Below are 21040 nucleotides of genomic sequence, written 5' to 3'. Positions count from 1 at the left end.
TCACAACTTCAGGTCGAGCAACCCATCACCCAGATCCTCGTCAGACAACGTCTGCTGGATCAGGGCCCGATGCGCCTGCTCGCTCCACAATTCGAACTTGTCGCCCATGCCGAGCAATACCGCCTTCTTCTCAATGCCCACCGCACCGCGGTGGCTGGCGGGGATGCTGATGCGACCGTTGCCGTCCAGTTCCAGATGGGCGGCCGAGCCGACCAGCTTCTGCTGCAACAGGCGCACGACGCGCTGGGTGTTGGGCTTGGACATCACATCGTCGCGGACCCGTTCCCATTCCGACTCTGCGTACAGCCACAGGCAGCCCGCTTCGAACGGGTTGTAGGTCAGCACGAGACGGTTGTTACTGGCGCGCGCGACGAGGTCGCGGTAAGCGGTGGGAACCGCCATGCGCCCCTTGTCGTCAACTGTGATGGCCGTCTCGCCCTGGAACACGACGCCTGCACCTTGTCCTTCGCCCGGTGAAACATTGAACCACGAAAACCCACAAAACACCCGGATTTCCCTCTGATGCCCACCTTAGCAGCGGGCCGAGGGTTGTCAACAACTTTTCAGCAGGGAAATCGCCAGCCGCATCAATGGCTTGCAACAACCTTTAGAGAATTGTTCAAGGCTTATCCACAAGTTGCTGATCCGTCTCAATTTTTGAGATTGAACGGAAGTTCAGGGGCGTGGACGGGGCGTGAAACATCAGCCGCGCATTCATCCGAGCCGGGCCGGAAACGGCGCCGGACTGCGCAAACGGTGCACAATGAGGCCATGTGCCTGCTCGCTCTTGGCTGGATGCACCACCCGCGCTGGCGGCTGGTAATGACCGGCAACCGTGATGAGTTCCACGCCCGCCCCACCGCGGCGCTGGCCCCCTGGCAGGATGAGACCTCCGTCATCGGGGGACGCGACCTGCGCTCCGGCGGTGGCTGGGCCGGGGTCGGCGCCTCGGGCCGGATGGCGGTGGTCACCAACGTCCGCGACCCGCTGGCGGCCCAGACCGGACCGTCGCGGGGCGCGCTGGTGGCCGACTTCCTGCGCGGCCGCGACCCGGCCGCCGTGCATATCGAGCGGCTGGCAACCGTGGCGGGTGCCTACGCCCCATTCAATCTGTTGCTGGCCGATGGCGACAGCCTGGAGTACCTGGGCAACCATCCCGCCGAACGGCAGACGCTTGGCCCGGGCGTCCACGGCATGTCCAACGGCGCGCTGGACGCGCCCTGGCCGAAGACCCGACGGCTGATGGCCGCGCTGTCGGCATGGCTGGAAGCAGACGGGGTCAGATCCCTTTCGCAACGCGAAAGGGATCTGACCCCGGACCTGACCCCGCTCTGGAATGCCTTGGCCGATGAACACCGCCCCGCCGACAGCGACCTGCCCGACACCGGCATCGGCCTGGAACGCGAGCGCTGGTTGAGCCCGGCCTTCATCCGCGGCGACGACTACGGCACCCGCGCCAGCACCGTGCTGCTGATCGACGCCGACGGCCACGGCGAGATCCACGAACGCCGCTTCGGCCCGCAGGGTGCACCGAGCGGACAAAGCCACGTCATTTTCTGACCCGGTCATGACGGCCCCTGGCCGGATGCTCTTGGTGGGGGTAGTGCCGGCCGCTGCCTGGCAGCCTTTGGATGCTCGGATTCGCCATGAAGCTGCCGGCCGGCGGCCGGCACTACCCGCAGCCGCTGTCGCGATCCACGTGACGGCGGTCGCCATCGCAGCGGGCGTGAAACGTCATTCAGCTTCCAGCCGCGACCGCAATGTGCCTGTGCCACAGGGGTCCCGGCATTCCAGCCCGCCCACTGTGTCCTTTTCGCATTCGGCACTGTGTCTATAAATGTCGGCCCTGACCTCCCAGGGTGGTCGCGCCCGGCAGCACGCCGCGCGATCGACCGCAACCACAAGGAGGCCCCATGCGCCGCATCCTCATCCTGCTCGCCACCCATCTGCTCACCCTCGGCCTGGGCTTCGGCCTGGGCGTCTATCTGCTGCCGATCCTGATCGCCCCCGATGACCCGCCGGTCGCCCAGGTACAGGCCGCAATGAAAGACGCCACCTACCGCACCACCTTCCGCCGCGACCTCAAAGGCAGCGATGCGGTGCACTGGGCCGAAGGCAAGGTCAGCGTCAGCGCCACCCAGGTCGCCTTCGACGGGAAGATGGGACCGGGCCCGGATTACAAGGTCTATCTGGTTCGCGATTTCGTCGACAACAAGGCCGACTTCCTGAAGATCAAGGCGCAGGCCCAGCGCATCGGCGAGGTAAAGACCTTCAACCGCTTCCTGGTCGAGGTGCCCGCGAACGTGGACGTGGACGACTACACCACGGTGGTGGTGTGGTGCGAGCGCTTCTCGCAGTTCATTTCCGCCGGGCAGTACCGCACGCCGGGCTGAGGATCGCGTGACGTCGAGGTAGTGCCGGCCGCTGGCCGGCAGCACTCTGTCCGCCACTGCTGGCATCGTGAAGCTGCCGGCCAGCGGCCGGCACTACAGATGCGCGGTTCATGCATATCGAAGAAAGAGGCGGAGCCGGCCGATAAGCCGGGTTCTGTCGTGGACAGTCATTCCTCTAGGCGTTACGTCACCGCAACGCTCAAGCAACCTACCCGGATCCAACGCGGGCCGCGCCAAAGGATCCCTATTTGGTCTTGCTCCAGGTGGGGTTTGCCGTGCCGGTCTGTTGCCAGACTCGCGGTGCGCTCTTACCGCACCATTTCACCCTTACCGGCCTTCCGAAGAAGACGTAGGCGGTATCTTTCTGTTGCACTTTCCGTCGGCTTGCGCCGCCCAGGCGTTACCTGGCACCTTGCCCTATGGAGCCCGGACTTTCCTCGGCACCCCCGAAGGGATGACGCGACTGTCTGGCCGGCTCCGCCAGCGCGTATTCTAGCGTACGCACGCCCTTCCTGCCGTGCCGATCGCGGCGGCCGGTTCATCCACGCGTGGCGTGGCTCTAGCGGCCCTTCGCCCTCGCCATCACCACCGCCCGCGACTCCAGCACCACACCTACGATCAATTCCCGCACCTGCGGTTGCGAACCGTCCCATTCAATGCGGCGGACGCGCACGTCCACGCGATCGCCCGGCGCGTAGGCTTTCAACGCTTGGCCGACACCGAAGACGGTTTTCACTCGGGTACCCGCCACGGCCAGCACCTCATCCCCCTTGCGCAGGCCGGCGCGATGGGCCGGACCTTCGTCAGGCTCGGATTCGATCACGGTCGCGCCCCCCATCTGAACGCCGAGGACCGGGCGCAGCGCATCGCTACGCGAATCCCCTTCCCCGGCCTGCTCGCGCGCCAATTCGGTGGCGCCCAACAGTGCATCGTCCAACCCCGCATCGAAATACGGCGCGTTGTCCACGAATGCGGCGCATTGCCACGACGGGCGCTCGGGCACCGGCTCGCGCCCCGCACGCAGGGCCTGCCGCAGGTCGCGCCATTGCGCCGCGCTGACGTACCGCTGCTGGCTGTTCACCAACTGCTGGTAGGCCGCCTCGATCTGTGCGTGGTTGTCGGCCCCCACCTGCAGACATCCCTCGTAGCTCTCCAACGCGTCACGTGCCGCGCGATAGGTCAGGTAATTGCTGTAATCGCGGACCGACTGCAGCCGATTGAACTCGACCAACCCCGGATCGAACAGCAGGTAGCCGACATAGTCCGGGCCCAGATCGGCTTCGGTAATGGCTGCAGGTGGCGGCGCTTCAGCTGCAGGAGCTGGCACATCGGCCAGTGCGAACAGCAGGAACAGTCCCTTTTCAAACATCTGTCTTTCCTCCCTGAAGGGAATTTGAGAGCTTCGCCCCTGAGCCCCCCGGAATTCGGCCGCTGCCGTGTTCCAGCGTCCCAGTCTGTGAACGAGCCATGCAGGTCTGCACGCCCTTTCAGGACTTTTCGCCCAGCTCCCGGCGAAGATCGTCGACCCATCGCTTTCTACTGCTACGGTCATACTCGGCCGGCGAGAACGGCATCGACGCACGCGCATAGATGGTGCCTTCCTCGCAGGTGCAGGTGGGCTCCGGCACCGCGCCCACTGCAATCAGGCGACTTAGCCATTCTTCTGACACATTGCAGAATGCGGCGAACACATCCTTTGGCAGGAAATGAGCCTGAAGGTAGGCTGTCAATGCCATCTCGAACAATTGCTCCCAAGTGGGGAATGAAGAGGCGTGTGCCGGAGCGTCTTCGCCCAGGACAGGCATTTGAAGACATCCCGAGCACCGGTCCTCACGCGTCAGAGGCCTCGGAAATGGGGTCACACTACGGACACCCTTCCGCATCGGGAGTATCCGCGCGGGCTCGACTGATCTCAATGTCGCTCTGCAGGACGTCCCGCAATACCCAAGGCTGCTGGGTTCGTACGATCATCAGTGGGTCGGTCATTGATGCTCATCACGACATTCCCTAGCCCTGATTCGCCCCTCAGCCGCGCACGTGAGCACATTCACGCGCCAGAGATCGGCGACCCTCCGGCGGATCGGAACCGTTTTGCATTTCGCGCCGCGCGCTGCCCGGGCATGGCCCGGAGCGAGCGATCAACTCCCGTACAACGCCTTGCGCGGCGCGCCGGTCAGCTCGGCAGCCAGTTTCGCCGCGGTCGACGGCGGCAGGTGCTCGCTCAGCTTCGCGTAGACGCGGCGGCCGTGTGCCAGCTGCGCTTCCTCGTCATCGCCGGCGCCCTGCACCATCACCACGAACTCGCCCTTGCGCTGGTTCTCGTCAGCTTCCACCGTCACCAGCAGGCCCGCCAGGTCGCCATCAAGCACGGTCTCGAACAGCTTGGTCAGCTCGCGGGCGAGCACCGCCGGGCGCTCGCTGCCGAAGATCGCCGCCATGTCGGCCAGCGACTCGGCGATGCGGTGCGAGGATTCGTAGAAGACCATCGTGCGCACTTCGCCGGCCAGCGCCTGCAGGCGGTCGCGGCGGCCGCTGGCCTTGGCCGGCAGGAAACCCTCGAAGCTGAAACGGTCGCTGGGCAGGCCGGCCACGCTCAGCGCGGCGATGGCGGCGCAGGCACCGGGAACCGGGCTGACCTTGATGCCCGCCGCGCGGGCCGCCCGCACCAGGCGGAACCCGGGATCGCTGACCAGCGGGGTGCCGGCATCGCTGACCAGCGCCAGCGACTCGCCGGCCTGCAAGCGCGACACCAGGCGCTGCGACAGCGCTTCCTCGTTGTGCTCGTGCAGGGCCACCAGCGGTTGCTGGATGCCGAAATGGGACAGCAGCTGGCCGCTGCGGCGGGTGTCTTCGGCACAGATGGCCGCCACCGAACGCAGCACCTCCTGCGCGCGCGGGCTCAGATCGGCCAGGTTGCCGATCGGGGTGGCGACGACGTACAGGGTTGGGACACTCATTTCAGCGGTACTCACGGGGCAAGGGTAGAATCGTAGCGTGTACCCGGCCAAGGCCGCTGCCCTCATCGCATGGACCCGATCATGAACAAGCCCGCCGCACGGATCTCCGCCCTGTCGTTGTCGCTGATGCTGCTGGCCGGCTGTGCCACCACCAGCCTGACCAGCGCGCCCGAATCGCCGGCCCAGAGCCAGGCGCTGGCGCTGATCGAACAAGGCAAACCGCGCGACGCCGCCCTGCAGCTGGAAGCGCTGGCCGCAACCCTGAAAGGTGGCGCCCGCAGCAATGCCCTGGCCGATGCCGCCTGGGCCTGGCACCTGGCCGGCGACAGTGCCCGCGCGCGCAGCCTGCTTGGCCAGCTCACCGCCCGCCAGCTGTCCGGCGCCAGCCTGCAGCGCTACCAGCTGACCGGCGCCGAGCTGGCACTGGCCGACAAGCAGCCGGCGCAGGCCCTGGCCCTGCTGAAGGAACAGGGCGACAACGTCTTCCCCGCGCTGCGCACGCGCTGGCACGTAGCCCGCGCCAACGCGCTGCAGGGCACCGGCGATGCCTTCGGTGCCGCCACCGAGCGCGCCCGCGCCCACGCCAGCCTGACCGGCAGCGCGCGCAGCGAGAACCAAGCCGCCATCGCCGGTCTGCTCGGTACGCTTGACGATGCCACCCTGCGCAGCCGTGCCGCTGCCCTGCCGGCCAACGACCCGCTGTACAACTTCGCCGGCCGCGCACTGATCGCGCGCGGACTGCCGCTGCCGCGCCCGTTCGACCGCGATGGCGCCGCCCAGTTCGACACCAGCAAGCGCCCGCCGGCGATGAGCGACGGTTACCGCCCGCCGGCCAAGCTGGCCGTGCTGCTGCCGCTCAGCGGCCGCCTGGCCACTGCCGCACAGCCGGTGCGCGATGGCCTGTTGAGCGCCTACTACGGTGAAAGCCGCCGCCGCCCGGACATCAACTTCTTCGACACCGCCGGCACCCCGGCCGGCGCCCTGGCCGCCTATGACAAGGCCGTCGCCTCCGGTGCCGACTTCGTAGTCGGTCCGCTGGGCCGCGACGAAGTGGACGCCGTGTACGGCCGCCAGCAGCTGCAGGTGCCGGTGCTGGCCCTGAACCGTGGCAAGGACGCGCCGCCGGCCGGCAGCGCCGGCTTCTCGCTGGCACCGGAAGACGACGGCATCGTCGCTGCCGAATATCTGCGCGGCCGCGAGCGCGGCAAGGCGCTGGTGATCAACAGCGCCGACGATACCGGCCGCCGTGCCGCCGCCGCCTTCGCCCAGCGCTTCGCCCAGCGTGGCGGCCAGGTGGTGGCCACCATCGGCGTCAGCGATGCGGTCGGCGATGTCGGTGCGCAGGTGCGCAATGCCGGCCAGGTCGATGCCGTGTTCCTCGCCGTGCGTGCGCCGCAGGCGCGCCTGCTGGCGCCGCAGCTGGCGCTGGCCGGTGCCGGCGGCGCCACCCGCGTCGGCACCTCGCAGCTGACCATCGGCAGCGGCAAGGTGGAAGAAGACGTGGCGCTGGACGGCATCGTCTACCCGAATGAAGCCTGGAACGTGCGCAGCGTGTCGGGCCTGCCGTCGGCCAGCCAGGTCGCCAGCACCCTGCCCAGCGCACGCGGTGCAGCCGGCCGCCTGTTCGCGTTCGGCGCCGATGCCTGGAAGATCACCGCCTATCTGGACAAGCTGTCCAACGAAGGCGGCCTGGACGGTGCCACCGGCACCCTGTTCCTGGACAGCAACGGCAACATCCTGCGCCAGCCGGCATGGTCCACCTTCAATGGCGGCCGGCCGATGCCGATCGTCGGTGGTCGCTGAGCGCCGCCAACGTGGCTCGGCGGTGGAAGCCGCCGCCGAGCAGCATCTGCAACAGGCGGGACTGCAGCCGCGTGCGCGCAACGTGCGCTATCGCGGCGGTGAACTGGACCTTGTGATGGACGATGCCGGCACCGTGGTGTTCGTGGAAGTGCGCTATCGCGCGCGATCGGATTTCGGTGGCGGTGCCGCTTCGGTGGATGTGCGCAAGTGCCGACGCCTGGCGCACGCCGCGCAGCTGTACCTGCAGGACAACCCGGCGCTGGCCAATGCACCCTGCCGTTTTGATGTGGTCGACGCCACCGGCGAGCCGCCGCAGCTGCGGTGGCTGCGTGATGCGTTCCGGCTGGATGATTGCTGATGGGTACCGTCCGCTCTGGTAGAAGCCGACCTTGGTCGGCGCTTCTGTGCCAACCAAGGTTGGCACCTGCCAGAGCGCAGCCAGGCCGGCACGACCACGGTGCGTGACTGATGCCTTCGATCATCACCCATGCTGCTGTGCCGCTGGCGCTGTGGTGCGCCGCTGATCGCGATCGCATCCCGCCGCGCCTGCTGGCGGCCGGCGTGATTGCAGCGATGCTGCCCGATGCCGATGTACTGGCCTTCGCGCTGCACATTCCCTACGCCGATGCGTTCGGCCATCGCGGCGCCAGCCATTCGCTGCTGTTTGCCGGCGTGCTGGCGGCATTGGCCGCGGTGCTGGCGTTCTTTGGTAACCGCCGATCTTGGTCGGCACCACACAGCCCCGGTAGTCACCGACCTTGGTCGGCGGGTGTGTGCCAACCAACGGTGGCATCTACCGCGCAGGCGGCAGTGTTCGTCTTCATCTGCGCCGCCAGCCACCCGCTGCTGGATGCGATGACCTCGGGCGGCCTCGGCGTGGCCCTCGCCTGGCCCTGGAGCGAACAACGCTTTTTCGCGCCGTGGCGACCGATCCGCGTTTCACCGTTCGCCCCACAGTTCTTCAGCACGCGCGGCCTGGCCACCCTGCTGTCGGAACTGCGCTGGGTGTGGCTGCCACTGGCTGGCGCCGTTGTTGCCTGGAAACTGATCCAACCCGCTCCTGCTGCCCCGCGAGATCCGTCATGAGTCCTGCCCTGCCTGCTGCCCTGGTTGCCGAACTGTCCGCCCTGCTGGGCGCGGAGGGCTGGCGCATGGATGACAGCGCGCTGGAGGCCAACGCGCAGGACAACTCGTGGCGTCATCAACGCCCCGCCGCCGTCGCGCAGCCTGCCAACATCGAACAGGTGCAGGCACTGGTGCGCGCATGCCGGGCCCATCACGTAGCGCTGGTCGCACGTGGCGCCGGCACTGGCACCACCGGCGCGGCCGTGCCGCTGCCCGGCAGCATCGTGCTGTCGTTCACCCGCATGGACCGCATCGTGGCGATCCGCGCCGGTGATCGCTGCGCCGTGGTGCAGCCGGGCGTGCTCAATGGAACCCTGCAGCAGGCGCTGGCCCCGCATGGCCTGTTCTGGGCGCCGGACCCGTCCAGCGCGGAGATCTGCAGCGTGGGTGGCAACCTGGCCTGCAATGCCGGTGGCCCACGCGCGGTGAAGTACGGCACCAGCCGCGACAACGTGCTGGGTCTGGTGGCGGTGACCGGCACCGGCGAGGTGATCCGCTGCGGTGGTGCCTACACCAAGGATTCCACCGGCTACGACCTCACCCACCTGCTGGTGGGCAGCGAAGGCACGCTGGCGCTGATCGTGGAAGCCACCCTCAAGCTCACCCCGCTGCCGGTCAGCCAGGCCGGACTGCGCGTGCTGTACCGCGACGCCGATGCGGCCGCCGCCGCAGTGTCACGCCTGATGTCGCAGCCGGTGGTACCCACGCGCCTGGAATTCATGGACGCGCGCAGCCTTGAGCTGCTGCGTCTCAACGGTGCGGACGTGCCGGAGGCCGGTGCAATGCTGCTGGTGGAAGCCGATGGTGACCACGACACCCTGCCCTATCTGCTGCAGGCCCTGGCCAGCGCCGCTGAATGCGACGGCATGATCGAACTGGATGTGGCGATGGAAGGACGCGCGCGCGACCAGCTGTGGGCCGCACGCAAGGCGTTGTCGCCTGCGCTGCGCAGCGTTGCGCCGGGCAAGATCAATGAAGACGTGGTGGTGCCGGTATCGCGCATTCCGGAGCTGGTGGCGGGCGTGCAGGCACTGGCGCGCGACTACACGCTGACCATCGTCACCTTCGGCCATGCCGGCAACGGCAACCTGCACGTCAACATCCTGTATCACCCGGACGATGCCGACGAGAACGCACGCGCGCATGCCGCGCTGCCAAAGATCTTCGCGCTGACGCTGGCGCTGGGTGGCACCCTGTCGGGCGAACACGGCATTGGCCTGGCCAAGCGCGATTTCATGGCGCAGGCCTTTACCCCGGAAACGCTGGCGACGATGCGCGCGATCAAGGCCACGCTGGACCCGGACGGCATTCTCAACCCGGGCAAGGTGCTGCCGCCGGTGTAGACCGCGCGCACTCCTGTAGCGCCGAGCCATGCTCGGCTCACCGCGCGCAGCGCGGACTTCCCGCCTGCGGAACGAAGAGCAGCCGAGCGTGGGCTCGGCTCTACAAAGGCTTGTCGTTCGCAATATCGATCAGGGTCTGCCGGAAACTGGGCAGCAGCACGCGATTACCGTGCCCGCTCAGGTGGTCGTTGTCGAAGAACAGCGGCTCCCCGTCTTCCACCGCCGAACAGGTCGTTGGCCCGCACAGCAGCGGCAGTGGATCCCACACCGTCAGCGATGGATAGCGCGCTGCCAGTTCGGACAGCAACGCCATCTGCGGCGCTCTCAGCCTCTCCAGATCAGCGCGCGGCATGCTCAGGCCCCCGGCACAAGCCGGGTTGCGGCGGTTGAACCAGTCCGAACAGCGGTACGCCCCGGCCTTGAACAACGGCAGTGGTGCATCCAAAACCACATGCACGCCCAGCTTCTGCAGACGTCCAAGAACACGATCAGCCTCTTCACGCGCGGCCTGCGCATTGGTCGGGGTGCGCTCGGCAAGCAATTGACGATAGACCTGCTGCGCATCCTGCTGTTGCCAGTCGAATCCGCGCAGCTCCGGCATGCGCAATGCCGCAAGCAGCACGATGTCACCCGGGCGTGCCTCACGCTCGATGGTCGACAGCGTGCCTTCAATGAAGTCCTGGCAATCAGCCGGGCTCGCCCGCAGCAGATTGACGAAGCTGCAGCCGCCGCGATCCTGCTGGTGCACCTCCATGCTGGTCTGCCGCGCGACCATGCTGGTCATGGTGCGATACGCCGCCGCGTGCGAATCGCCAGCCACGAACAGACGCCGCCCTTCAAGCGCCGGCGCACTCACCGGCTCCAGCGGGCGCCACGCCGGGTAGCGGCGTGCCTGCCATGCATAGCCGTCGCGGGTGACGCTCAGCGAGACCTGCTCGTGGTACTCCACGGCGGCCCAGGCACCCGCACCACAGAGCGCCACCAGCGGCAGCGCCATCGCCAGCACCTTGGCCGGCGCCAGGCGCAGCAGTGGTGCCGCATTCCGCAGTGGACGCTCGATGAAGTGATACGACACAGCGGAGACCGCCAGCAGCAGCACCGGATACAGCCACAGCGCGACGCCATGCAGGCCATACGTCCAGCGCAGCAGCACCAGCAGTGGCCAATGCCACAGGTACAGCGAATAGGACAGCCGGCCCAGGTGGGCCAACGGTGCGTAGCCCAGCGCGCGCCCAATGCGCGATGTACCCGGTGCCGACACGCTCGCCAACAGCATCAACGTACCGGCCACGGTGGCCAGCACGCCCGGAACCGGCATCGCCAGCTGCGGTGCGATCACCACGCCTGCACCCAGCAGCACCAGACCGATCACTGCAACCGCATCACCGTTCCGGCCCAGCGTACGCGTGCGCATCCACTGGTACAGCAGCGCGCCCGCAGCCAGCTCCCAGAACCGCGCCGGCAGCAGGTAGAACGCTGCCGCCGGTGCCGTCTGCGCCTGCCAGCCTGCCCACGCCAGCGACAGCAGGGTGAGCACCGGCAACAGCCAACGCGACCACGGCCAGCGCTCACGCCCGCGCAGCCAGACGAAGAACAGCAGCGGGAAGACCAGATAGAACTGCTCCTCCACGCCCAGCGTCCACGTGTGCAGGAACGGATTGAGTTCCGCACCGGGCGAGAAATAGTCGTCCTGCTGGCCGGCCAGCACGATGTTGCTGAGGCCGACCAGCGCGGCCCAGCCGGTCTGGTCGAACTGCTCATTGCGCCACGCGCGGGGAATGAACAGTGCCGACAGCACGAAGGTGGCCATCAACATCGCCAGCAGCGCCGGCAACAGGCGCAGCACGCGGCGCCGGTAGAAGTCGAGCAGCATCGCGCCCAGCGACGCATGCGTGCGGGAGGCCAGCGACTGGCTGATCACGAAGCCGGACACCACGAAGAACAGGTCCACGCCGGTGAACCCCCCGGGCAGCCACGTGGCGTTGGTGTGGAAGACGACGACGGCCAGCACCGCCAGTGCACGCAGGCCGTCGATGGCAGCGTTGTGCGAACGTTTGGAAGGGGACATGCAGGCAACGAGCGGAAAACGGTCCGACAGCATCACCACCGCTGCCGCAGTCATTCAATGGACGATCGCGACAGAGCAGGTAGGTGTTTAGGTTCGATCCAGCCTGTGAGCGACAGCGGAGCCAAGCCATGCTCGGCTGCTCTTCGTGCTGATCGCGATGAGCCGAGCGTGGGCCCGGCAGCAACCGTACACCCGGGCAGCGCGTGGCGTTGGCGCGCATCGACCGCGCCAATGCGGGGCTGAGTTTCCTGCTGGAACTGCTGCACGCCACCAACGCGCCCGCGTGGACGGGGATATCGACCAGCACATGGATGACGGCGCGCGCGAAGGGCTGTTGCTGGCCTGCCGTGGGCTGGCAGAGTATGTGGATCTGCAGTTGCACGCGACCAAGCACTGAGCGATGCCGATACACTCGACCTCGGTAGGTGTCGACCTTGGTCGACACGGTGTTGCCACGGGCGGCTGACACATTCGTGCCAACCAAGGTTGGCACCTACCAGAGCAACATTAATCTGACCCCACCCCGAAGGTTGGCACCCACCAGAGCAGGACCGCTGCGGCTACGCGAAGTGCTGGTATCCGCCGTCGGCGGCTTCGCCGTCCACGTGCACGCCCTGCCCTTCGGCGATGCGGCCGATGCGGGTGAGCGCCACGTCCAGCGATTCGGCCAGGTAGTGCAGCGCATCGCGCTGGTCGGCAGCCGCGGTGAAACACAGCTCGTAGTCGTCGCCACCACGCAATGCGCAATCGCGTGCATCGTCGCGGCCGAGCAGCTCACGCAGCGCGTGCGAGATCGGCAGCGAATCGGCATCCACATGCGCGGCCACGTTGCTGCGTGCGGCGATGTGGCCCAGATCGGCCAGCAGGCCGTCGGACACATCCACCGCCGCGTGCGCGAAGGCCCGCAGGCGCAGGCCCAGGGTCACGCGCGGCGTCGGCCGCAGCAGGCGCAGGCGCAGGCTTTCGTAGTCGGCCAGCAGGGTCGCGGTGGCCACGTTCAGCGCACCCTGCTGCCACAGGCGCAGCGCGCCGGCGGCATCACCCAGCGTGCCGCTCACCCATATGTCATCGCCCGCCTGTGCGCGGTCGCGGCGCAGCGCCTGGCCACGCCCGACCTGGCCCATCGCAGTCACCGACAGCGACAGCGGACCGCGCGTGGTATCGCCGCCGATCAGCGCGATGTCGTGCTGGTCGGCCAGGGCAAAGAAACCATCGGCGAAGGCCTCGATCCAGTCTTCAGACGCTTCCGGCAGCGACAACGCCAGCGTGCACCACGCCGGGCGCGCGCCCATCGCGGCCAGGTCCGACAGGTTGACCGCCAGGGTCTTCCAGCCGATGTCGAAGGCCGGGGTTTCCACCGGGAAGTGCACGCCGCTGTTGAGCGTATCGGCGGTGACCACCAGCTGTTCGTTGGCACGCGGCTGCAGCAGCGCGGCGTCGTCACCGATGCCGAGCAGGATGTCGTCGCGCTCGAGGGTACGGGCGCGGATGCGGTCGATGAGGGCGAATTCGGCCAGGGACATGGGGCGTTCTACTTTCATGTAGAGCCGAGCCATGCTCGGCTGCAGTTCGATCACGCGCCGCACTGCCGGACGCAACCGTGCGCTGCACGGTGAGCCGAGCATGGCTCGGCTCTACAGGAATCGGGTCAGTGACCCGATTCGACCTTGCGCCATTCCACGGCGGCACGATCCAGCACGCCGTTGACGTAGGTATGGCCGTGTTCGGAACCGAAACGCTTGGCCGATTCGATAGCTTCGTTGATCACCACGCGGTACGGCACGTCCAGGCGGTAGCGCAGCTCGTAGGCGGCCAGGCGCAGCACCGCGCGTTCGATCGCATCCACTTCCTCGATGCCACGGTCCAGGTACGGCCCGAGCGCTTCGTCGATGTCGCGACGGTTGTCGAGCACGCCGTGCACCAGCGCCTCGAAGTACGCCAGGTCGGCAATTTCGCGGGCCTGCTCGTGGGCAAACTGGGCGATCAGCGACTGGGCGTTGCCGCCGGAGATCTGCCAGGCGTAGATGGCCTGCACGGCACGGCGGCGGGCGCGTGAGCGCAGCACCGGATCGACGCCATCGCGGCGGACGGGTTTACCGGAGGGCTTGCCCTGGGTGTTCTTGTTCATGGCAGTTGCTCCAGCAGATTGACCATTTCCAGTGCGGCGAGTGCGACTTCCTCGCCCTTGTTGCCGTGGCTGCCGCCTGCGCGGGCCTCGGCGTCTTCCACGCGTTCCACCGCCAGCACGCCGTTCAGTACCGGCACGCCGAAATCCAGCTGCACGCGCATCAGGCCTTCGGCGCAGCGGTCGGCCACGTGTTCGTAGTGGCGGGTGTCGCCACGGATCACGCAGCCCAGGGTGAGGATGGCGGCGTGTTCATGGGCGGCGGCCAGGCGTGCGGCCACCAGCGGCAGTTCCCAGGCACCCGGCACGCGGATCACGTCGATGTTGGCTTCGGTGATGCCGTTGCCGGCCAGGCTCTGGCGGGCGCCAGCGACCAGCGTGTCGGTGATGCGGGCATTCCAGCGGCTGGCCAGGATGGCGAAGCGCGCCGATTCGGGAGTGCGAAGATCGCCTTCGAAGTGGCTCATATGCGGCTTGGGGACTCGATAAGGGGGTAATTCTAGCGTGGATGGGCCCCGGCCGTGGCTGGCGGAGGCCCAGGGCTGTGCCGACCAACGGTCGGCAACCACCCGAGGTAGGGCATGGTCGGCACTACCCATTACAGGGTGACCGTCTCCACCACTTCCAGGCCGTACCCGGCCAGGCCGACCTGGCGGCGGGGAGTGCCCAGCACGCGCAGCTTGCCCAGGCCCAGGTCGGACAGGATCTGCGCGCCGGCACCGTTGCGGCGCCACTGGCCCACATCCTTGTCCTTGCCCGGCACCACCGGCGCCGGCTGCTGGCGCAGGCGGGCCAGCAGGGCTTCGCCATCGCGCGGGGCCGACAGCACCACCATCACGCCGGCGCCTTCGGCATCAATCGCACGCAAGGCATCGGTGGCGGCGACGCCGAAGTCGTCGCGGCGCCAGTGCAGCAGGTCGGCCAGCGGGTTTTCCACCTGCACCCGCACCAGGGTGGGCGTGTCGGCCGCCGGGGTCCCACGGACCAGGGCAAAATGCAGGTCGTGGGCGATGCGGTCGCGGTAGGTGACCAGCTTGAACGGGCCGAATTCGGTGTCGATGTCGCGCTCGTCCACGCGCTCGACGGTCTTTTCGGTGGCCAGGCGGTAGGCGATCAGGTCGGCGATGGAGCCCATCTTCAGGCCGTGCTCGCGGGCGAACACTTCCAGTTCCGGGCGGCGCGCCATGCTGCCGTCCGGGTTGAGGATCTCCACCAGCACGCCAGCCGGTTCCAGTCCGGCCAGCATGGCCAGGTCGACGCCTGCCTCGGTGTGGCCGGCGCGGGTCAGCACGCCACCGGGCTGGGCAATCAACGGGAAGATGTGGCCCGGCTGATGCAGGTCGGCCGGCCTGGCATTGGGCTTCACTGCGGTGCGGATGGTGTGGGCGCGGTCATGGGCGGAAATGCCCGTGGTCACGCCTTCGGCCGCCTCGATGCTGACGGTGAAATTGGTCTGGAACTGCGCGGTATTGGCCTGCACCATCGGCGCCAGGCCGAGATCGGCGGCGCGGGTGCGGGTGAGCGGCAGGCACACCAGGCCACGGCCGTGGGTGACCATGAAATTGATGTCCGACGGCTTGACCAGCTCGGCGGCCATGATCAGGTCGCCTTCGTTCTCGCGGTCTTCGTCATCGACGATGACGACCATGCGGCCCTGGCGGATGTCTTCGAGGATCTCGGGGATCGGGGCGAAATTCATGCGCGTGCTCCTTCACCCAACAACCGCTCGACATACCGGGCCACCAGGTCGATTTCCAGGTTCACCGCGCTGCCCACGCCGGTGGCGGAGAAGGCGGTGTTGGCCACGGTGTGCGGGATGAGAGCGACTTCGAAACCTTCGTCGTCCACTTCGTTGACGGTGAGGCTGACGCCGTCCACGCAGATCGAGCCCTTCTTGGCGATGTAGCGGCGCAGCGCGGCCGGCGCGGCAAAACGCCAGCGCTGGGCACGTGCATCTTCGTGGATGGACAGGACCTGGCCGAGGCCATCGACGTGGCCGCTGACCAGGTGACCGCCCAGGCGGTCGGTCGGGCGCATGGCGCGTTCGAGGTTGATGACCGCCCCTTCAGCCAGCTCGCCGAGCGTGGTCAGGCCGAGGGTCTCGGTGGAGGCATCGGCCTGGAAGCTGCTGGCGTCGAATGCGATGACGGTGAGGCAGACACCGTTGATGGCGATGCTCTCGCCCATCTGCACGTGTTCGAACGGCAGGTTGCCGACGTTGAAGGTGAAGCGGACATCGCCGCCGATGGCTTCGCGTGCGGCCAGACGGCCGACGCCTTCGATGATTCCAGTAAACAAGAAACGTTCTCCGCGGAAAGTGAGCGAAAAACGCCGCAAGGCAAACAGGCGGGCGCAGGGCCGCAAAGGCCCTGTGGCACCGTCTTCTTTCATCCGGACTATGACCGTCGGCTCCGGCATTGGACCGGATCTGCTGACCCCCGGCCATGGACCGGGGCGCTCGCGGGCTCGTGCTTGCGCACCTACCGCCGGTGGGGAATCGCACCCCGCCCTGAAGACGTTTGTGTACCGGCGAACCGGCGTGGCCAGTGTACCAGCCCGGGCTGAACGGGGCTGGATGCCACAGCTGTGACGGCCGTCGCTCGCAATTTGTAAAACTTTCATTAAAATTCGCAGCGGACGACATGAGGTCGCCCACGGGTAGCCGAGAGGGCTGGCCCGCCAATGGACTGAAATTCACAGGAATTCCCATGCGCAAGATGCTGATCGTGGCCGCCCTGCTGGCCGCCGCCCCGCTCTCGGCCTCGGCCGACGCCCTGAGCTACACCTACGTCGAAGGCGGTTGGACGCAGGTCAAGGTTGACGACAACGCACTGGACGACCCCAAGGTCGACGGCGGCTACCTGCGTGGCTCCGTGGCCATCGCCGAACAGGTCTACGTGTTCGGTGGCTGGTCGCGCACCAGCAAGACCAATCACTACGGCAATGATTCGCTGAAGCTGGAACTGAACCAGCCGGAGCTCGGCATCGGCTACCACATGCCGTGGACCGACCGCCTGGACTTCACCGCCGATGCCGCATGGGTGCGCCAGAACGCCGAAGCCACCGTCCGCTACGACGGCCTGCGTTTCAGCCAGAAGGACCACACCAACCTGGGCCGCGTCACCATGGGCATCCGTGGCAAGCCGTCGCGCATGACCGAAGGTTGGGTCAAGGCCGGTTACATGGACGGCGGCAACAACTTCAAGGGCACCTGGGTCGGCACCGTCGGCGGCCAGATCAACTTCACCAGGACCTGGGGTCTGGTGGGCGAGATCTCCGGCTACCGCGACGTCACCCAGTACTCGGCCGGCGTCCGCGCCAGCTTCTGATCCAACGATCGCTCCTCGTCGTGCGATCGAACGGGCCCCGCAAGGGGCCCGTTTTTTGTCCGCTGCACACCGTCACCTGGCTGCATCGCGCCATCGAAAGTGTGGGTAGATGCGCTAGGCTTGCGCGCCTCTGGAACAGTAAAACGCCGTCATGAAGACCCCCACCCGTACCCTTCTGGCCAGCGTGCTGCTGTGCGCCCCGCTGATTGCCAGCGCTGCACCGGCCCAACTGGCACCCGAGCAGGCCTTCGACCTGTATGCGCGCGTGCTGCTGGAGGACGATGCCACCGCCACGCGCACGCTCAACGACGCACTGAAGCCGGCGTTCGAGGGCCAGGATGCCGTGACCCCCAACCCGGGTGCGCTGGCCAAGGCCTTGGCCGAACCCTGGCAGACGGTACTGGCCAGCACCGGCGCCAAGGTCGACGCTGCGGGCACCGAAGCGCTGTATGCCAAGGCGCTGCGCGATTCGAAGTGCCGCGCGACCAAGAGCGTGATCGAAGACAACGAATACGTTGAAGACCAGAAGCTGGCGCGGATCAGCTACAGCTGCCAGGTGCCCGACCTGGGCAAGGTCCGCCCGCTGTTCGCCGCCAGCCTGGCCGACGATGCCAGCCCGGCCGCGCGCAAGCAGTTCACCGATGCCTATACCCAGGCACTGCTGAGTGGCATGCGCGTGCCGGTCAACGGCACCTTCACCCTGTACCCGGCCAAGGACAACGGCTACTGGTACAGCGGTAATTTTGACGATCTGGTGGGCACCGTAGCCGGTGCGCTGGCGCCGTTCGAGGACTGGATGCAGGATGCACAGGCCGCCAGCGCGCCGAAAGTAACCGGCGTACCGGGCTGCGACTTGCTGCTGCAGCAGCACCGCGCCTGCGTGGCGAAGATCGCGCCGGACCAGATCAGCGGCGTGGATGCGATGGCCGAGGAACTGAAGGCCAAGGCGCAGGTGAAGTCAGCCGATGAGATGACGCAGGAGTGCAAGGCGCTGCGCCCGATCGCCGAAATGATGTGGACCGACGAATGCGCGTAAGCGCGAGCTAGAGCCGGGTCCACGCTCGGCTCATCGTTACCTGCGGCAACGGCGAGCGCACTTTCAGAACCGTTGCATGGCCTTGCGCGGCCCGCATGGTCAATGCTGTTGCCCTCTTCCACCGGGGCAACCGCATGAAACATCGTACGACGTCGACTACCGTCATGCTGCTGGCGCTGATGGTGAGTGGGCAGGCCGAAGCGTACAGACCCAAGACCTTCATCGTCCGTCCATCGGTTGCCTTCGAGTCGAACCAGCTACGTGACAGGGACATCGATGCACAGCTGAGCGAGAACGACGACTGCCGCGCCTTCCTGCAGTACCACGATCGATGTGCACCGACGGTCCTGCCGGACGAGTACGACGACGGCATCAGCCGCCGCAGACTACGGTCGAAGTCGACAGAGCTGGCGGGGGAAGCGTTCAGTGCCTACTGCCGCGACCTGCACGTGCTGTGGAAGCAGCAGTGGAAAGAACAGTGCCCCGCCTACGAAGACGAGGACGAGGGCACCTGAAGACGCCGGAGATACCGCCATTCCCTCACGGCCGCAGCAGCAGCCTGATGTCCTCGCCGACCTGGCGCTGGTCAACCACCCGCAGGCGGCGCTGCTGGTCCATGGCATCGATGCCGAGGCCGGTCAGCAACGGGCGTCCGCCGTCGCCCAGCAGTGTGGGGGCCTGGTACAGCAGCAGCTCGTCCACCCAGCCGCCGCGCAGCAAGGCACCGGCCAGCGTCGCGCCGGCTTCGGTATGCACTTCGTTGATGCCGCGTTCGGCCAGCAGGGCCAGCACCGCGCCCAGATCCAACCGTCCCTCTGCGCTGGGCACGCTGGCGAATTCGGCGTCGGCCGCATCCGGCGCGCTCACCGCCGCATCGTGCAGGTACAGCGTCGGGGCCCCGCCTTCGCGCACGCGGCTGCATTCGAGCGAACGCAGGCGCGAATCAAGCACCACGCGCAGCGGTGGCATCACCTCGGTATCGGCCAGGCGCACGGTCAGCATCGGGTCGTCGGCAATCACGGTGTCGGCGCCGGTCAGGATTGCACCCGCACGTGCGCGCCAGTGCTGCACGTCTTCGCGCGCGGCCGGCCCGGTAATCCACTTGGAGCTGCCATCGGCCATCGCGGTGCGGCCATCGAGGCTGGCGGCCAGCTTCACCCGCAGCCATGGGCGATTGCGCTCCACGCGCGACAGGTAACCCTTGTTGAGCTCGCGCGCCTGTGCCGCCATCAGCCCTTCGACAACTTCGATGCCGGCATTGCGCAGCAGATCGAAGCCACCGCCATCGACCTTGGGGAACGGATCGCGCATCGCCGCGACCACTCGCGACACGCCCGCTTCGATCAGTGCCAGCGCACACGGCGGCGTGCGCCCGTAGTGGGCGCAGGGCTCCAGGGTGACGTAGGCGGTGGCACCGCGGGCGTCGCTGCCGGCCTCGCGCAGCGCGAACACTTCCGCATGCGGGCCACCGGCGCGCTGGTGCCAGCCCTGCCCGACCACGCGTTCGCCATGGGCGATGACGCAGCCGACCATCGGGTTGGGACGGGTGGTGTAGGCAGCGCGCACGGCCAGGCGCAGCGCGTTGGCCATGTGCAGGTGGTCGAGGGCGGAGAACGGGGTGGTCATGCGGCCATGGTAACGCCGCCGGTGTGGATCCATGCCGTCAGTGCCAACCAACGGTTGGCACCCACCAGTGAATGCGGCCACCGGCCCCCCCAAGGTTGGCACCCCCAAGGCAGAGGCAGTCAGCCTTTCTTTTTCTTGGTCAGGGCAATCACATCGCCCAGCAGCTGCAGCTGTTCGGTACTGGCCGGCAGCTCGCGCTCGAGCTTCTCGATCTCCTCGCGGAAATCGGCCACGTCCTCGAAGCTGCGGTACACCGAAGCGAAGCGCACGTAGCCCACGTGGTCGAGCTTGCGCAGTTCGTTCATGACGAACTCGCCAACCTTGATCGAGGGCACTTCGCGCTCGCCGCTGATACGCAGCTGGTGCACCACCGCACGTACCGCTGCTTCGATCTTTTCTTCGGGCACCGCGCGCTTCTGCAGCGCGCGATCGAACCCCGCGCGGACCTTGCGCTGGTCGAACGCTTCACGGGTGCCATCGCTCTTGACGATGGCCGGCAGCTTCAGCTCGACCGTTTCCAGGGTGCTGAAGCGCTCGCCGCAGGCTTCGCATTCCCGCCGACGGCGAATCGTCGCGCCGTCTTCAGAGACGCGCGAGTCGATGACCCGGGTATCGGCATGTTGGCAGAAGGGGCAATGCATGGAACGCCTGGCTCAGGGAGCAATTGCCATGGTCATGGCAGCGTCGCAAAGGTACCTGAGAAAGGGCGCCGCAGCAAATGCTGCCTGCGCGGAAGCGCCTGCATTCTGGCTACCCGGCGTGTCCGGCGAGTTCGGATGCCCGGCTCAACCGGGTGCGGGTGGCGGCGATGCCATGCGTGCCCAGCGCAGCCACGCCAAGTGCCCGGACATCACCAGTAGCGGCGGGCCAAACCCGAGGAAGCCCAATGTCGAGATCTCGCCATTGCTGATCGTGGAGTACAGCGTGGCGACGACCACGCCCGATGCGGCCAAGCCACCCAACGCCAGGCCGACCCAGGCCATGACCGGTGATTGGCGAAGGCCGGCAACACCGCGCCACAGGAACAGCCCGCTCAGCCACAGCCACGACAGCAGGCCGATGATGCCGGCCGACGACCACAGCAGCAACAGCGTGTACTCGTCGCCCGTCAGGTACTTGCCGTCCCATACGGCCATCAGCCCCAGCACGGCACCCGTGCCGCCTGCCGCCACGGTGGGCAGGCCCACCAGCAGGCCGGCGATCGCCATCCAGCGCTTGTGCAGGCGCTCATCCAT

22 protein-coding genes, 1 other RNA gene, 1 pseudogene and 1 riboswitch are annotated in these 21040 nt (G+C 67.3%); of the genes and pseudogenes, 10 read left to right on the top strand and 14 right to left on the bottom strand.

Going from position 1 to position 21040, the window contains the following annotated elements:
• Complete coding sequence (mraZ, locus tag AC10QF_RS08060) at positions 1-447, bottom strand: division/cell wall cluster transcriptional repressor MraZ (protein WP_004143635.1); 447 nt, start codon at positions 445-447, stop codon at positions 1-3.
• 324 nt (positions 448-771) lie between these two features.
• On the opposite strand from mraZ, the gene AC10QF_RS08055 reads away from it, so the two are divergent.
• Positions 772-1560 (top strand): NRDE family protein, encoded by a 789-nt coding sequence (locus AC10QF_RS08055; protein WP_069139503.1) that lies wholly within the window; start codon positions 772-774, stop codon positions 1558-1560.
• 353 nt (positions 1561-1913) lie between these two features.
• On the top strand, positions 1914-2393 hold the full coding sequence (locus AC10QF_RS08050) for a DM13 domain-containing protein (protein ID WP_005415283.1): 480 nt from the start codon (positions 1914-1916) through the stop codon (positions 2391-2393).
• Between the two features lie 127 nt (positions 2394-2520).
• Here the strand turns inward: AC10QF_RS08050 and rnpB are convergent.
• The 4 genes from rnpB to rsmI all read right to left on the bottom strand — a co-directional run bounded on the left by rnpB (position 2521) and on the right by rsmI (position 5350).
• Positions 2521-2872, bottom strand: an RNA gene (gene rnpB / locus AC10QF_RS08045) — RNase P RNA component class A.
• A gap of 80 nt (positions 2873-2952) precedes the next feature.
• Complete coding sequence (locus AC10QF_RS08040; protein WP_494542020.1) at positions 2953-3762, bottom strand: PDZ domain-containing protein; 810 nt, start codon at positions 3760-3762, stop codon at positions 2953-2955.
• Between the two features lie 118 nt (positions 3763-3880).
• Positions 3881-4198 carry a DUF6058 family natural product biosynthesis protein gene (locus AC10QF_RS08035; protein WP_069139501.1) on the bottom strand — a complete coding sequence of 106 codons (318 nt, stop codon included), beginning with the start codon at positions 4196-4198 and terminating at the stop codon, positions 3881-3883.
• 333 nt (positions 4199-4531) lie between these two features.
• Complete coding sequence (rsmI, locus tag AC10QF_RS08030; protein WP_329842840.1) at positions 4532-5350, bottom strand: 16S rRNA (cytidine(1402)-2'-O)-methyltransferase; 819 nt, start codon at positions 5348-5350, stop codon at positions 4532-4534.
• A gap of 81 nt (positions 5351-5431) precedes the next feature.
• Here rsmI and AC10QF_RS08025 point away from each other — a divergent pair, with 81 nt between their 5' ends.
• The 4 genes from AC10QF_RS08025 (at position 5432) to AC10QF_RS08010 (ending at position 9621) form a co-directional block, all read left to right on the top strand.
• The gene (locus tag AC10QF_RS08025) at positions 5432-7153 is read left to right on the top strand and encodes a penicillin-binding protein activator (RefSeq protein ID WP_329842838.1); all 1722 of its coding nucleotides are present in this window, start codon (positions 5432-5434) and stop codon (positions 7151-7153) included.
• Positions 7143-7511, top strand: a complete 369-nt coding sequence (locus tag AC10QF_RS08020; protein WP_329842837.1) for a YraN family protein — start codon at positions 7143-7145, stop codon at positions 7509-7511. Before AC10QF_RS08025 ends, AC10QF_RS08020 begins: the two co-directional genes overlap by 11 nt.
• Before the next feature lie 110 nt (positions 7512-7621).
• A complete protein-coding gene (locus AC10QF_RS08015) occupies positions 7622-8239 on the top strand; it encodes a metal-dependent hydrolase (protein ID WP_329842836.1) in 618 nt (205 codons plus the stop codon).
• A complete protein-coding gene (locus AC10QF_RS08010; RefSeq protein WP_329842834.1) occupies positions 8236-9621 on the top strand; it encodes an FAD-binding oxidoreductase in 1386 nt (461 codons plus the stop codon). The genes AC10QF_RS08015 and AC10QF_RS08010 overlap by 4 nt, the downstream gene beginning before the upstream one ends.
• A 100-nt stretch (positions 9622-9721) precedes the next feature.
• Here AC10QF_RS08010 and AC10QF_RS08005 read toward each other — a convergent pair whose 3' ends face one another.
• Positions 9722-11743, bottom strand: a complete 2022-nt coding sequence (locus AC10QF_RS08005) for an acyltransferase family protein (protein WP_329842832.1) — start codon at positions 11741-11743, stop codon at positions 9722-9724.
• Positions 11744-11862: 119 nt separating this feature from the next.
• On the opposite strand from AC10QF_RS08005, the pseudogene AC10QF_RS08000 reads away from it, so the two are divergent.
• A pseudogene (locus tag AC10QF_RS08000) lies at positions 11863-12086 on the top strand (hypothetical protein); the annotation flags it as partial.
• Between the two features lie 163 nt (positions 12087-12249).
• Here the strand turns inward: AC10QF_RS08000 and thiL are convergent.
• The 5 genes from thiL to AC10QF_RS07975 all read right to left on the bottom strand — a co-directional run bounded on the left by thiL (position 12250) and on the right by AC10QF_RS07975 (position 16112).
• Positions 12250-13212: a thiamine-phosphate kinase gene (thiL, locus tag AC10QF_RS07995; protein ID WP_329842829.1), complete on the bottom strand. Its 963-nt coding sequence runs from the start codon at positions 13210-13212 to the stop codon at positions 12250-12252.
• Between the two features lie 125 nt (positions 13213-13337).
• Positions 13338-13817: a transcription antitermination factor NusB gene (gene nusB, locus AC10QF_RS07990; protein WP_005415268.1), complete on the bottom strand. Its 480-nt coding sequence runs from the start codon at positions 13815-13817 to the stop codon at positions 13338-13340.
• Positions 13814-14281 (bottom strand): 6,7-dimethyl-8-ribityllumazine synthase, encoded by a 468-nt coding sequence (gene ribH / locus AC10QF_RS07985; RefSeq protein ID WP_005408061.1) that lies wholly within the window; start codon positions 14279-14281, stop codon positions 13814-13816. The genes nusB and ribH overlap by 4 nt, the downstream gene beginning before the upstream one ends.
• A 131-nt stretch (positions 14282-14412) precedes the next feature.
• Complete coding sequence (gene ribB / locus AC10QF_RS07980; protein WP_329842828.1) at positions 14413-15513, bottom strand: 3,4-dihydroxy-2-butanone-4-phosphate synthase; 1101 nt, start codon at positions 15511-15513, stop codon at positions 14413-14415.
• Positions 15510-16112: a riboflavin synthase gene (locus AC10QF_RS07975; RefSeq protein ID WP_329842826.1), complete on the bottom strand. Its 603-nt coding sequence runs from the start codon at positions 16110-16112 to the stop codon at positions 15510-15512. The genes ribB and AC10QF_RS07975 overlap by 4 nt, the downstream gene beginning before the upstream one ends.
• A gap of 77 nt (positions 16113-16189) precedes the next feature.
• Positions 16190-16335, bottom strand: a riboswitch (FMN riboswitch).
• A gap of 187 nt (positions 16336-16522) precedes the next feature.
• Between AC10QF_RS07975 and AC10QF_RS07970 the strand changes: the two genes are divergently transcribed.
• From AC10QF_RS07970 to AC10QF_RS07960, 3 genes are all read left to right on the top strand, one after another.
• Entirely contained in the window at positions 16523-17143 is a 621-nt protein-coding gene (locus AC10QF_RS07970; RefSeq protein ID WP_111096749.1) for an outer membrane beta-barrel protein, read from the top strand.
• A gap of 151 nt (positions 17144-17294) precedes the next feature.
• A complete protein-coding gene (locus AC10QF_RS07965) occupies positions 17295-18179 on the top strand; it encodes a hypothetical protein (RefSeq protein WP_111096750.1) in 885 nt (294 codons plus the stop codon).
• 134 nt (positions 18180-18313) lie between these two features.
• Positions 18314-18694, top strand: coding sequence for a hypothetical protein (locus AC10QF_RS07960; RefSeq protein WP_240458959.1), 381 nt, complete (start codon positions 18314-18316; stop codon positions 18692-18694).
• A gap of 25 nt (positions 18695-18719) precedes the next feature.
• Here AC10QF_RS07960 and ribD read toward each other — a convergent pair whose 3' ends face one another.
• The 3 genes from ribD to AC10QF_RS07945 all read right to left on the bottom strand — a co-directional run bounded on the left by ribD (position 18720) and on the right by AC10QF_RS07945 (position 21040).
• Positions 18720-19805: a bifunctional diaminohydroxyphosphoribosylaminopyrimidine deaminase/5-amino-6-(5-phosphoribosylamino)uracil reductase RibD gene (gene ribD / locus AC10QF_RS07955; protein WP_111096752.1), complete on the bottom strand. Its 1086-nt coding sequence runs from the start codon at positions 19803-19805 to the stop codon at positions 18720-18722.
• Positions 19806-19924: 119 nt separating this feature from the next.
• On the bottom strand, positions 19925-20446 hold the full coding sequence (gene nrdR, locus AC10QF_RS07950) for a transcriptional regulator NrdR (protein WP_019661036.1): 522 nt from the start codon (positions 20444-20446) through the stop codon (positions 19925-19927).
• Between the two features lie 144 nt (positions 20447-20590).
• Positions 20591-21040: a hypothetical protein gene (locus AC10QF_RS07945; protein ID WP_021204335.1), complete on the bottom strand. Its 450-nt coding sequence runs from the start codon at positions 21038-21040 to the stop codon at positions 20591-20593.

The sequence above is a fragment of the Stenotrophomonas maltophilia complex sp. Om-AH-Sm3 genome (assembly GCF_059337855.1).
This window is presented reverse-complemented; position numbering and strand designations above follow the sequence as displayed.

Excerpts from the sequence above, each read along its gene's own strand:
- thiL (WP_329842829.1), bottom strand. The coding sequence starts at position 13,212 with ATGTCCCTGGCCGAATTCGCCCTCATCGACCGCATCCGCGCCCGTACC.
- ribD (WP_111096752.1), bottom strand. The coding sequence starts at position 19,805 with ATGACCACCCCGTTCTCCGCCCTCGACCACCTGCACATGGCCAACGCG.
- ribH (WP_005408061.1), bottom strand. The coding sequence starts at position 14,281 with ATGAGCCACTTCGAAGGCGATCTTCGCACTCCCGAATCGGCGCGCTTC.
- AC10QF_RS08050 (WP_005415283.1), top strand. The coding sequence starts at position 1,914 with ATGCGCCGCATCCTCATCCTGCTCGCCACCCATCTGCTCACCCTCGGC.
- AC10QF_RS07965 (WP_111096750.1), top strand. The coding sequence starts at position 17,295 with ATGAAGACCCCCACCCGTACCCTTCTGGCCAGCGTGCTGCTGTGCGCC.
- AC10QF_RS08035 (WP_069139501.1), bottom strand. The coding sequence starts at position 4,198 with ATGCCTGTCCTGGGCGAAGACGCTCCGGCACACGCCTCTTCATTCCCC.
- AC10QF_RS07970 (WP_111096749.1), top strand. The coding sequence starts at position 16,523 with ATGCGCAAGATGCTGATCGTGGCCGCCCTGCTGGCCGCCGCCCCGCTC.
- AC10QF_RS07945 (WP_021204335.1), bottom strand. The coding sequence starts at position 21,040 with ATGGATGAGCGCCTGCACAAGCGCTGGATGGCGATCGCCGGCCTGCTG.
- AC10QF_RS08055 (WP_069139503.1), top strand. The coding sequence starts at position 772 with ATGTGCCTGCTCGCTCTTGGCTGGATGCACCACCCGCGCTGGCGGCTG.
- nrdR (WP_019661036.1), bottom strand. The coding sequence starts at position 20,446 with ATGCATTGCCCCTTCTGCCAACATGCCGATACCCGGGTCATCGACTCG.
- AC10QF_RS08005 (WP_329842832.1), bottom strand. The coding sequence starts at position 11,743 with ATGACTGCGGCAGCGGTGGTGATGCTGTCGGACCGTTTTCCGCTCGTT.
- AC10QF_RS08040 (WP_494542020.1), bottom strand. The coding sequence starts at position 3,762 with ATGTTTGAAAAGGGACTGTTCCTGCTGTTCGCACTGGCCGATGTGCCA.
- AC10QF_RS08010 (WP_329842834.1), top strand. The coding sequence starts at position 8,236 with ATGAGTCCTGCCCTGCCTGCTGCCCTGGTTGCCGAACTGTCCGCCCTG.
- AC10QF_RS08015 (WP_329842836.1), top strand. The coding sequence starts at position 7,622 with ATGCCTTCGATCATCACCCATGCTGCTGTGCCGCTGGCGCTGTGGTGC.
- AC10QF_RS08025 (WP_329842838.1), top strand. The coding sequence starts at position 5,432 with ATGAACAAGCCCGCCGCACGGATCTCCGCCCTGTCGTTGTCGCTGATG.
- ribB (WP_329842828.1), bottom strand. The coding sequence starts at position 15,513 with ATGAATTTCGCCCCGATCCCCGAGATCCTCGAAGACATCCGCCAGGGC.
- rsmI (WP_329842840.1), bottom strand. The coding sequence starts at position 5,350 with ATGAGTGTCCCAACCCTGTACGTCGTCGCCACCCCGATCGGCAACCTG.
- nusB (WP_005415268.1), bottom strand. The coding sequence starts at position 13,817 with ATGAACAAGAACACCCAGGGCAAGCCCTCCGGTAAACCCGTCCGCCGC.
- AC10QF_RS07960 (WP_240458959.1), top strand. The coding sequence starts at position 18,314 with ATGAAACATCGTACGACGTCGACTACCGTCATGCTGCTGGCGCTGATG.